At 72.0% G+C, this 9,801-nt stretch carries 12 protein-coding genes; 5 read left to right on the top strand and 7 right to left on the bottom strand.

Going from position 1 to position 9,801, the window contains the following annotated elements; genetic code table 11:
• The first annotated feature begins 28 nt into the window (after positions 1 to 28).
• Together A3CQ_RS0117080 and A3CQ_RS0117075 are read left to right on the top strand one after the other, a co-directional pair.
• Positions 29 to 1,537 carry a hypothetical protein gene (locus tag A3CQ_RS0117080; protein WP_020512163.1) on the top strand — a complete coding sequence of 503 codons (1,509 nt, stop codon included), beginning with the start codon at positions 29 to 31 and terminating at the stop codon, positions 1,535 to 1,537.
• Complete coding sequence (locus tag A3CQ_RS0117075; RefSeq protein WP_020512162.1) at positions 1,527 to 2,018, top strand: pyridoxamine 5'-phosphate oxidase family protein; 492 nt, start codon at positions 1,527 to 1,529, stop codon at positions 2,016 to 2,018. The genes A3CQ_RS0117080 and A3CQ_RS0117075 overlap by 11 nt, the downstream gene beginning before the upstream one ends.
• 60 nt (positions 2,019 to 2,078) lie before the next feature.
• Here A3CQ_RS0117075 and A3CQ_RS0117070 read toward each other — a convergent pair whose 3' ends face one another.
• The 4 genes from A3CQ_RS0117070 to A3CQ_RS0117050 form a co-directional block, all read right to left on the bottom strand.
• On the bottom strand, positions 2,079 to 2,378 hold the full coding sequence (locus A3CQ_RS0117070; protein WP_020512161.1) for a lycopene cyclase domain-containing protein: 300 nt from the start codon (positions 2,376 to 2,378) through the stop codon (positions 2,079 to 2,081).
• On the bottom strand, positions 2,375 to 2,701 hold the full coding sequence (locus A3CQ_RS0117065; RefSeq protein WP_020512160.1) for a lycopene cyclase domain-containing protein: 327 nt from the start codon (positions 2,699 to 2,701) through the stop codon (positions 2,375 to 2,377). The genes A3CQ_RS0117070 and A3CQ_RS0117065 overlap by 4 nt, the downstream gene beginning before the upstream one ends.
• On the bottom strand, positions 2,701 to 3,051 hold the full coding sequence (locus A3CQ_RS0117060; RefSeq protein ID WP_020512159.1) for an Rv2175c family DNA-binding protein: 351 nt from the start codon (positions 3,049 to 3,051) through the stop codon (positions 2,701 to 2,703). The genes A3CQ_RS0117065 and A3CQ_RS0117060 overlap by 1 nt, the downstream gene beginning before the upstream one ends.
• A gap of 266 nt (positions 3,052 to 3,317) precedes the next feature.
• Positions 3,318 to 3,722, bottom strand: a complete 405-nt coding sequence (locus tag A3CQ_RS0117050; RefSeq protein ID WP_020512157.1) for a hypothetical protein — start codon at positions 3,720 to 3,722, stop codon at positions 3,318 to 3,320.
• Positions 3,723 to 3,899: 177 nt separating this feature from the next.
• Between A3CQ_RS0117050 and pknB the strand changes: the two genes are divergently transcribed.
• Together pknB and A3CQ_RS0117040 are read left to right on the top strand one after the other, a co-directional pair.
• A complete protein-coding gene (gene pknB / locus A3CQ_RS0117045) occupies positions 3,900 to 5,831 on the top strand; it encodes a Stk1 family PASTA domain-containing Ser/Thr kinase (protein ID WP_020512156.1) in 1,932 nt (643 codons plus the stop codon).
• Positions 5,822 to 6,679 carry a deoxyribonuclease IV gene (locus A3CQ_RS0117040; RefSeq protein ID WP_020512155.1) on the top strand — a complete coding sequence of 286 codons (858 nt, stop codon included), beginning with the start codon at positions 5,822 to 5,824 and terminating at the stop codon, positions 6,677 to 6,679. Before pknB ends, A3CQ_RS0117040 begins: the two co-directional genes overlap by 10 nt.
• Here A3CQ_RS0117040 and A3CQ_RS0117035 read toward each other — a convergent pair.
• A complete protein-coding gene (locus A3CQ_RS0117035) occupies positions 6,663 to 7,538 on the bottom strand; it encodes a LysR family transcriptional regulator (RefSeq protein WP_020512154.1) in 876 nt (291 codons plus the stop codon). The genes A3CQ_RS0117040 and A3CQ_RS0117035 overlap by 17 nt on opposite strands.
• A gap of 72 nt (positions 7,539 to 7,610) precedes the next feature.
• Here A3CQ_RS0117035 and A3CQ_RS0117030 point away from each other — a divergent pair, with 72 nt between their 5' ends.
• The gene (locus tag A3CQ_RS0117030; protein ID WP_020512153.1) at positions 7,611 to 8,318 is read left to right on the top strand and encodes a CTP synthase C-terminal region-related (seleno)protein; all 708 of its coding nucleotides are present in this window, start codon (positions 7,611 to 7,613) and stop codon (positions 8,316 to 8,318) included.
• Here A3CQ_RS0117030 and A3CQ_RS0117025 read toward each other — a convergent pair.
• Positions 8,290 to 9,288 carry a sialidase family protein gene (locus A3CQ_RS0117025; protein WP_020512152.1) on the bottom strand — a complete coding sequence of 333 codons (999 nt, stop codon included), beginning with the start codon at positions 9,286 to 9,288 and terminating at the stop codon, positions 8,290 to 8,292. The genes A3CQ_RS0117030 and A3CQ_RS0117025 overlap by 29 nt on opposite strands.
• Positions 9,288 to 9,728, bottom strand: coding sequence for a MarR family winged helix-turn-helix transcriptional regulator (locus tag A3CQ_RS0117020; RefSeq protein WP_020512151.1), 441 nt, complete (start codon positions 9,726 to 9,728; stop codon positions 9,288 to 9,290). Before A3CQ_RS0117020 ends, A3CQ_RS0117025 begins: the two co-directional genes overlap by 1 nt.
• Positions 9,729 to 9,801: the final 73 nt, after the last annotated feature.

Genomic DNA, 9,801 nt, shown 5'->3' with positions numbered 1-9,801 from the left:
CGACCGCGCGACAGAGAGGCTTTTGGGCATGCCAAGACAAGCCGACGGCCCGCTCGCCGTCTCCACCCGTAACCCCCGCTACTTCACTCCGACCACCGGGCCCGGCGCCGGCCGCGCCGTCTACCTGACCGGGTCGCACATCTGGAACAACCTGCACGACGGCATGGGTCCCGGCCCCGACGGCCCCGACGAGCCGGAGCGGATGGACTACGACGCCTACCTGCGGTTCCTTACCGAACGCGGGCACAACTTCATCCGGCTCTGGCGCTGGGAGCAGGTCCGGTCGCAGGCGGCGGGCGGGAACTACCACCTGAACATGTCGCCACAGCCGTGGGCGCGAACCGGGCCGGGCACCGCGAAGGACGGCAAGCCCCGGTTCGACCTGGAGCAGCTCGACGAGGGCTTCTTCCGGCGGCTCCGGGAGCGGGTCACGGCGGCCGGAGAGGCGGGCATCTACGTCGGCGTCATGCTGTTCGACGGCTGGGCACTGCACCTCAGCCCGCCGCCGGACCACGTCGAGGGCCATCCGTTCCACGCCGGCAACAACGTCAACGGCGTCTCCGCGACCTCGATCAACGACCTGCGGGTGCTGCCGCTCGACCCGCGCGTCCGGGCCATTCAGGAGGCGTACGTCCGGAAGGTTGTCGACACCCTCCACGACCTGCCCAACGTGCTGTGGGAGGTGGCCAACGAATCGTGCGGCGGAGGCACGGTGACCGACGAGTTCGCCGGGTTCCTGGGGATGGACAAGGCGCCGTCGTGGGGCGACTCGACCGACTGGCAGTACTGGGTCATCGACACGGTCAAGGAGCACGAGGCGGCGCGCGGTTACGACGCGCACCCGATCGGCATCACCATGCAGTTCCCCGTGGCCGAGCAGACCAAAGTCAACGAGCCGCTGCTGGGCAGCCGCGCCGAATGGATCTCGCCGGGCTACGACGACGACATCTTCGCCCACGGTGGCCACCCGATGGCGCCGGGCGCCCCGCCGTCGCGCTGGTACGCCGATCCGCCGATCGCCGACGGCGCCAAGGTGGTCATCAGCGACACCGACCACTACGCACCGGGGCAGGGCGACGCGCTCTGGGCCTGGAAGTCGTTCCTGCGCGGCCACCATCCCATCCTCATGGACTACGGCCTCATCGCCGGGCTCGAACCCGGCGCCGAGTCGCCGGCCGAGAGCGGCGTGCCGCCGTTCGCCCACTACGAGCCCGCGCGCTGGGCGATGGGCGACACCCGCCGGTACGCGGAACGCATCGGACTGATCGACATGCAGCCCCGGCGCGACCTCGCCTCGACCGGGTACGCCCTGGCCAACTCCGGCTCGGAGTACCTCGTGCTGGAGCCGGAGGGCGGCGGCGCGTTCACCGTCGACCTGCCGGCCGGCTCGTACCAGGTGGAATGGTTCGATGTCACCACCCGCGAGACGACCGCGGCCGACGTGCTGAGCGCCGAGTCGGAGGGGAAGATCGAGCTTTCCTCGCCGTTCCCGCCCGGCCCGGCCGTGGTGTATCTGAGAGTCCGTGATGACATCTGACGATCTCGCCGCACACGCGCGGACGCTGCTCGACACGAACCTCTACCTGACCCTGGGCACCGTCGACCCGAGCGGCCGGCCCTGGACCTCCCCGGTCTACTTCGCCGCGGCCGGCGTGCGCGAGTTCTACTGGACCTCGGAGACGAACGCCGTGCACTCGCGCAACCTCGCCGAGCGCCCGCAGGTGAGCATCGTGGTGTTCGACTCGACCGTCCGCCCCTACCACGGCCGGGCCCTGTACGCGGCCGGGGAAGCGCGCGAGCTGGCCGGCGACGATCTCGAGCGCGGACTCGAGGTGTATCCGGGGCCCGCCGACCGGGACGCGACGGGGCTGACCTGGGATGACGTGACCGGGTCCTCCCCGTACCGCCTCTACCGGGCAACGGCGACCGACGTGTGGGTTCTCTGCCCGCGCGAGCCGCGACAGCCGTGTCCGCTGCACGGCCTCGCCAAGGACCACCGGGCCCGCATCGAACAATGACGCCGGATCGGCCGAGCGACGACGTGGCGGCCCTGGCCGTACGAACAGAAGGGCCGTCGCTCAGTTGACGCCGCGGCGGCCCCACCAGATCCAGAGGTCGAGGGTCAGCAGGACCATGGCGAAGCCGAACAGGAGGTCCTCGACCGGGGCGTGGGCTATGCGCCAGCCGAGGATCGCGGACGGGTCGTACATCACGATGTTTCGACCGGTCAGGATGCCGTTCGATAAAAGCTGAAAAATCAGGACAAGGGGGTACGTGGCCCAGAAGACCAGCCGGCCCAGGAGGCGCACGCGCAGGACGGCCAGGTCGAGGGTCACGGCCGCCAGCACGCCCAGGACCGCGGCCGCGGTGTAAGTCACTCGTCGCCGGCGGGGCGCCGCAGCACCGTGCGCACCGCCTCCAGGCCGAGGATCGCGCAGACCGGCACCACCAGGAAGAACAGCACCTCGTCCAGCGGCAGGCCGCCGGGGAACACGACCCCGGTCATCTGCGAGCGGTCGAAGTGCCAGTGACCGGCCGCGATCGCCGCCAGGTCCCACAGCACGAAGACGGCCGCCACCGGCAGCACGGTCAGCAGGAGCCGCCGCCAGCGCCGGAACACGCGGACCTTGAGCACCGGCTCCAGCCAGATCGCCGCGACGAGACAGCCGGCCAGCACCGACACGTACGCGAGATGGCGCATCAGAAGCCGAGGGCCTGCGCCCGCCTCTTCACCTCGCGCGCGCGGTGCCCGGCCAGCCCGAGCGCCGCGTTGCCGTCGAGATCCGAGTCGGGCTCGTAGAGCCACCGCAGGGCCTCTTCGTCGTTATACCCGGCGTCGCGCAGCAAGGTCAGTACGCCCGGGAGGTGCTTGAGCACGGTGCTGTTGGCCACCAGCTCGGCCGGGACCTGGCGCACCCCGTCGTGCTTGACCGCGAGCAGCTGCCCGTCGCGGATCATCTGGTGCACCTTGCTGATCGACACGCCGAGTTTCGCGGACACGTCGGGCAGGTTGACCCAGGCGGCCGGGGCGGCGGTAACGGAATCGCTCACTCCTACAGCGTGCCAGATCGGAGAACCAACTCGATGAGCCTGTTGCGGAGAGTCCGTGGCGAGCTGTCCGGAGCGCTGCGGTCGATGCGCTACGACATGGGCCGGCGACCGGTCGAGCCGCCGGCGCACGGGCCGGATGTGACGTCGACCGGGATGAACACGTTCGGCGGGCACGTCCTGGAGCCGGAGCCGGCGCGGCGGCCGCCGCGCCGGGTCCCGATGGTGGCCGCCTTCGGGGTGCTGACCATCGTGGCCGCGGCCGGCGCCTATCTGGGGGTGGTGCGGATGCTGGCCCAGACTCCGGCGGCCGCCGACACGTTCCCGCCCGGACCCGCGGTGACCTCGACCTTCACGCCGAACGCGGGAATCGGCGGCGGGCCGGCGACGATGACCCGGCCGGGCACGACCCTGCCGAAGGCCGCCGACGCCGTCCCGGGCCCGACGACGGCCCCGGCGGTCGCGCCGGATCCGGCCGATCCCACGGTGGCCAGGAACGCGAGTCCGATTCGGACGACAAACCCGACAAAGGGGGAATGCGCGTGCGGCTTTCCCCCGGTGCCGACGCCCACCGCGCCGGCCACGTCGCCCTTGACCTCACCGTCCAGCGGGCCGAGCGACTCGCCGTACCCCAGCGACAGCGGTGACCCGTCGCCGAGCGAGACGTCGGCCACACCCAGCGATTCGGCCGAACCCAGCGATAGTCCGCAAGCCCGGCATCACCGTCGGCACCACTAAATCAGCTTTTGTCGGGGCAGAACACCGCGCCTGGGCCGCTCGGCGTACCCGTTTGGACTCAGCTATGACATCCTGGTCTGCCCTCACGCGAAAGACACATACACTTCACGCCGATGGACACCACAGTCGCCGACACGTTGATCGGCACGACGATTGACGGCCGCTACCGGATCACCGGTCGCGTCGCCCGTGGTGGCATGGCGACCGTCTACACGGCCACCGACCAGCGACTCGAGCGCACCGTCGCGCTGAAGATCATTCATCCGTCGCAGGCGACGAACGTCCACTTCGTGGATCGGTTCACCGACGAGGCCAAGACGATCGCCCGGCTCACCCATCCCAACGTCGTGGCCGTCTACGACCAGGGCCGCCACCAGGGCCTTCCCTACCTCGTGATGGAGTACGTGCAGGGCAGCACCCTGCGCGACCTGCTCACCCAGCGCCGCCGGCTCAACCCGGTCGAGGCCTGCGCGATCCTCGAGCAGATGCTCTCCGCGATCGCCGCCGCCCACCGGGCCGGCCTGGTCCACCGTGACGTCAAGCCGGAGAACGTGCTGGTCGCCGAGGCGCCGAGCGGCGGCCAGGCCAACCTGGTCGACGCCGTCGTCAAGGTCGCCGACTTCGGCCTGGCCCGCGCGGTCGAGGCGAGCAGCGTCGACGACTCCGGCCAGCTGATGGCGACCGTCGCCTACGTCGCGCCCGAGCTGGTCACCGACGGGCGCGCCGACGCCCGCACCGACGTCTACTCGGCCGGCATCGTGCTCTACGAGATGCTCACCGGCCGCGTCCCGTTCGACGGCGACGACCCGGTGCGCGTGGCCTGGCAGCACGTCGACAACGACGTCCCCGCCCCGTCCGACACCGTGAAGGGCGTGCCCAAGGCGCTCGACGACCTGGTCGCCCGCGCGACCCGGCGCGACCCGGGCGCGCGACCCACCGACGCCGGCGCGATGCTGGCCGAGGTGCAGTCGGTGCGCGACGACCTGGGCGCGGCGAACGTGCAGACCGCTCTTCTGCGCCAGGTGCCGCAGTCCCGGCACGCCGCCGCCGACGCGACCGCCATGGTCCCGGCGGTCACCGACCGGCCGAGCTGGGCGCGCCTGCCCGAGCAGGCCCGCAACGCGCAGACCTACCGCCGGGGCGACCCCGACCTGCGCCCGGCCGGCGGGACCGACCGCCGGCGCGTCCTGCTCTCGGTCGCGGTCGCCGTGATGGTGCTCGTGGTCCTCGGCAGCACCTGGTGGGTGACGCTGGGCCGGTACACCGAGGCCCCGCCGATGGTGAACATGACCAAACAGCAGGCCGAGTTGTACGCCCGGCAGCACAACTGGGAGCTGTTCTACGCCGACGGCGCCTACAGCGAGAGCGTCCCCAAGGACACGGTGGTCAGCCAGAAACCCGCCCCGCAGGAGCGGATCGTCAAGGGCGGCACCATCACGCTGACCCTCTCGCTGGGCCAGGAGCGCTTCGAGGTGCCCGACCTCGCCGGTCTCGAGCTGGCCGCGGCCAAGACCGAGCTGGCCCAGGCCAACCTGAAGTACAAGGACGGCGCCGGGCAGTACAGCGACACCGTGCCCGAGGGCGCCGTGCTCGCCACCAACCCGGCCAAGGGCACCGAGCTCAAGCGGGGCGACACGGTCACCGTCGTGGTCAGCAAGGGCAAGGCGCCGATCCAGGTGCCCAACCTCGTGGGCAGCAACGTCAACGACGCCCGCAACCAGCTGCAGCAGCTCGGCCTCACCGCCGTCGAGCGGTACAAGGACAGCGACCAGCCGACCGACACGGTCATCGCGCAGACGCCCAAGCCGGGCAGCGGCGTGGCCAACGACGCCGAGGTCACCCTCGACGTGAGCAAGGGCCCGCCGCAGGTCACCGTCCCCGACCTGACCAACCAGCAGTGCCAGCAGGCGCAGCAGGCCCTCCAGCAGATGGGCCTGGCGGTGCAGGTCGTCGGGTTCAACCCGAACGGTTTCGTCCGCGGCCAGAACCCGCCGGGCAACACGCCGGTGGCGCCGGGCTCGCAGGTGGTCCTGCAGTGCTTCTAGACCGCCGCATCGGGTCACACACGAAGACGGCGGGCGGGCTGGCCAAGTCCGCCCTCCCGTACGTGGACGCCGCCGAGTCGGAGACGTTGCAGGTCTACGTCTCCAACTCGCGCGGCTGGGCGCTGCCGCCCGGCGACCCCCAGCAGGACACCCTGTTCCGCGACGGCATCGGCGAGCGCGGGCTCCCGGCGTACGTGCATGCCTCGCTCTTGGTGAATGTGGGGTCTCCGACCGAGCTGACCGTCGAGCGCTCGATCGCGACCCTGGCCCACGCGCTGGAACGCGGCCGGGCGATCGGTGCCGCCGCGGTGGTCTACCACGCGGGCAGCGCGGTCGACGTGGAGCACGAGGCCAAGGCCATGCACCAGCTGCACGAGGCTCTGCTGCCGCTGCTCGACGACGCGGCGGCCCGCGGCCTGCCCAAGCTGCTGGTCGAGCCGAGCGCCGGCGGCGGCCGCAGCCTGGCGTCGAAGGTGCAGGATCTCGGCCCCTACCTGGCGGCCGCCGAGCAGCACCCGTGGCTCGGCGTCTGCTTCGACACCTGCCACGCCTGGGCGGCCGGCCACGACCTGGCCACCCCCGGCGGCATGACGGCCACCCTCGACGCGCTGATCGCCACGGTCGGCCCCGACCGCCTCATGCTGATCCACGCCAACGACTCGAAGGACGAGTGCGGTTCCACCCGCGACCGCCACGAGACGATCGGCAAGGGCCGCATCGGCACCGCCGCCTTCGCCGAGCTGATGGCCCACCCGGCCACGGCGGGCATCCCGGTGATCGTCGAGACCCCGAGCGTCGAGCACGAGGGCCACGCGGCCGACATCGCGCTGCTCAAGTCGCTGCGCTGAGCAGGGCGGCGAGCCGCTCGGCCGGATCGTCGGCGACCGTCTCCAGGCGCAGCAGCTCCACCCGGTGCACCAGCCGCGGCGCGCCCACCGGAACTCCGGCCAGGCCGGGGTGGCTCGCGACCAGCGGGAGCGGCAGGACGGCCAGGCCGTGACCGCCCGCGACCAGGCCGGCCAGCACCGAGGCGTCGGCGCCGTCGTAGCGCAGGCCCGCGCGAAGGCCGTCGATCGGCAGGCGGGTGAAGGGCGCCACCTCGGGTGCGTCGATCCAGTACGCGTCGGCCAGGTCGGCCAGGTCCACCGCCGTCCGCCGGGCGAGCGGGTGGGACGTGGGGACCGCCACCACGGCCGGGCTTTCCGCGACGCCCAGCGAGCGGGAGCCGGCGCCGGGCTCGGGGAGGCGGAGCGGGTCGCTGGGGGCCGTGAAGCCGTCCACCAGGCCCAGGTCGATCTCGCCGGTGGCGACCGCCTCGACGACGCGGTGGTGGTCGGCCACGCGCAGGCGGGTGTGCAGCCGCGCGGACTCGGCCCGGATCGTGGCCAGCGCCGTTGCCACGGGGGCGGCCCAAGCGAGCGGCGTGAGCCCGAGGACCAGGCGGCCGGGCGGAGCGACCGCCCGCGTGACATCGGCGCGTGCGGCTTCGAGGCGTACGAGAAGAATTGCGGCATGCCGACGCAGCCGGTCACCGGCGGGAGTCAGCGCCACCGGGCGCCGGGTGAAGAGCGGGGTGCCCAGATCGGCCTCGAGGGCGGCGACGTGCTGGGAGACCGCGGACTGGGTGTAGCGCAGGTCGCGGGCGGCCGCCGAGAACGAGCCGGTCTCGGCGACGGCCAGGAACGTGCGCAGCAGGTGCGGGTCCACATCAGGGATGCTAATGCCTGCTCCGGAAATCATCGTTGGACGTGATGTCGGTGCGGGCCGCAGCATGGAGGCATGATTTCGATTGCCCTGGTGGGAGACCGTTCCCCGGCCGTGCGCGCGCACTCGCGCATCCCCGTCATCCTCGACGCGCTTCGCGAGCAGGAGCAGATCGACCTCGACGCCTACTGGATCCCGACCACCGACGCCGCCGATCCGGAGGCGCTGCGCGGGTTCGCCGGCGTCTGGCTGGCGCCGGGCAGCCCGTACCGCAGCGAGCAGGGTGCGATCGTCGCGGCGCGCACCGCCCGTACCGAGGGAATTCCGTTTCTGGGCACCTGCGGCGGGTTCCAGCACGCCATGCTCGAGTACGCCCGCGACGTGTGCGGCCTGCCGGAGGCACGGCACGCCGAGAACGCCGGCGACAACGGCGCCGACGCGCTGATCACCGAGCTGTCCTGCTCGCTGGTCGGGCACGAGGGCGCGATCCACCTCGCGGCGGGCTCCCGGATCGAGCGGCTGCTCGGCGCCGCGCGCACGGTCGAGCGATACCACTGCAGCTACGGGGTCTCCCCCGCCTACATCGACCTGCTCGCGGCGCACGGCATGGTCTTCTCCGGGCATGACGACGGCGGCGACGTCCGCGTGGCCGAGCTGCCCGGCCACCCGTTCTTCCTGGCCACGCTCTTCCAGCCGGAGTTGCACACGGACGGCGTCCACCCGGTGATCCGGGGATTCGCTCAGGCCGCGGTGCTCACTGCCGGAAGTCTTCAGGCGAGGTGAAGAAGCCGACGACGGTCGCGGCCGGGATGTCGAAGCCGAGCGTCAGGAACCGGCCCGGCGCCACCTCGGCGCTCGACGGGTTCGCCTGGTCGCGGTGGCCCGAGTCGTAGAGCAGCACGTCGGGGTAGCCGTCCCAGTCGCCGGCCGGATCGCGCACCAGCCGGCCCGCGGTGACCCGGCGCTCGCCGAACCGCTTGGACAGGTCGCCGTAGGTGACCAGCACCTCGCCCGACTCCAGCGCCAGCGCGTGGTGCGACGAGGCCGGCATGTCGGTCGGCATCGGCTCGCTCCAGGTGCGGCCGCCGTCGGCCGAGCGGGACAGGTACGCGGGCACGTCGTCGGTCCGGATCATCGAGACCACCTCGTCGCCGACCAGGGTCAGGGTCGGCTCCTGGAAGTTGATCCCCTCGCCGGCCGCGATCGTGACCTCGTCGTCCCAGGTGCGCCCGCCGTCGGTGCTGCGCACGACCGAGGCCCGCCACCACTTCTCCTCGGCCCGGTGGCCGTAGATCGGGTAGAGCAGGTCGCCGCCGGGCAGTTCGAGCACCGCGCCGTGCGAGGCGTGCCAGGCGAGGATGCCGCCGCCGGTCATCCCCATCCCGCCGGTGGCCGGCTCGCTCCAGGTCAGCCCGCCGTCGTCGCTGCGGCGGACGTACGTGCCGAGGGTGGTGTGCCGCGGCTTGCTGCTCCAGTCGATGACGAAGTAGCTCAGCAGCAGCGTGCCGTCGGCCAGGCAGGCGAGCTTGGGGTCGCGGTCGTCGTACGCCCCGTCGACGGCGACCCGCGGCGCGCCCCACGTCTGTCCACCGTCGTCGCTGCCGACCACGCTTATCCGCCCGCGCGGACCCAAATGGCCGGTGCCCTCACGGAACGCGGCGAGCAGCCGGCCACCGCCGCGGCTCACGAGGTCGGGGAAGTGCGGCACGAGCCCGGTTCCGGCGCGGGCCACGACGATCGGTTCCGGCGTCATCAGCGGTCTTCCTGTCCGTCGAGGACTCGGGTCAGCAGCGCCACGAATTGACGGCGTTCCCCGGGCGACAGTGCACCGAGCAGTTTGTCCTGCACCCGCTCGAGGATACGGTCGAGTTCCGCGAGCCGCCCACGCCCGGCATCGGTGATGGTGATGATGTTGCGGCGGCGGTCCTCGGGATCGGGCGCCCGCTCGGCGAACCCCTGCTCGACCAGGTCGTTCACGATCGCGTGCGTGTCGCTGCGGTCGATGCCGATGCGCTGACCGATCTCCATCTGGCTGGCCGCGCCGAACTCGTCCAGCGCGGCGAGCACCAGGAAGTGGTGCCCGTGCCCGCCGACCGGCGCCACGGCGTCGGTGAGCAGCCGGTGCGCGTGCACGGACGTTTTGTTGATCAGCCAGCTGGCCTTGCTGCGTGCCCGGGTCGGCGCGGTCCTCATGACTTCGAGCCTAGGGCCTGCCCTGAGCGAGACCGTTGACCAGACCAACGATCCCGACTACCGTTGGCTCGTC

The organism is Paractinoplanes globisporus DSM 43857, from assembly GCF_000379645.1.
GTDB lineage: Bacteria > Actinomycetota > Actinomycetes > Mycobacteriales > Micromonosporaceae > Actinoplanes > Actinoplanes globisporus.
This window is presented reverse-complemented; position numbering and strand designations above follow the sequence as displayed.

What these genes read in the sequence shown, in the direction of transcription:
- A3CQ_RS0117080 (WP_020512163.1), top strand. Translation starts at nt 29, where the DNA reads ATGCCAAGACAAGCCGACGGCCCGCTCGCCGTCTCCACCCGTAACCCC.
- A3CQ_RS0117075 (WP_020512162.1), top strand. Translation starts at nt 1,527, where the DNA reads ATGACATCTGACGATCTCGCCGCACACGCGCGGACGCTGCTCGACACG.
- A3CQ_RS0117065 (WP_020512160.1), bottom strand. Translation starts at nt 2,701, where the DNA reads ATGCGCCATCTCGCGTACGTGTCGGTGCTGGCCGGCTGTCTCGTCGCG.
- pknB (WP_020512156.1), top strand. Translation starts at nt 3,900, where the DNA reads ATGGACACCACAGTCGCCGACACGTTGATCGGCACGACGATTGACGGC.
- A3CQ_RS0117030 (WP_020512153.1), top strand. Translation starts at nt 7,611, where the DNA reads ATGATTTCGATTGCCCTGGTGGGAGACCGTTCCCCGGCCGTGCGCGCG.
- A3CQ_RS0117025 (WP_020512152.1), bottom strand. Translation starts at nt 9,288, where the DNA reads ATGACGCCGGAACCGATCGTCGTGGCCCGCGCCGGAACCGGGCTCGTG.
- A3CQ_RS0117020 (WP_020512151.1), bottom strand. Translation starts at nt 9,728, where the DNA reads ATGAGGACCGCGCCGACCCGGGCACGCAGCAAGGCCAGCTGGCTGATC.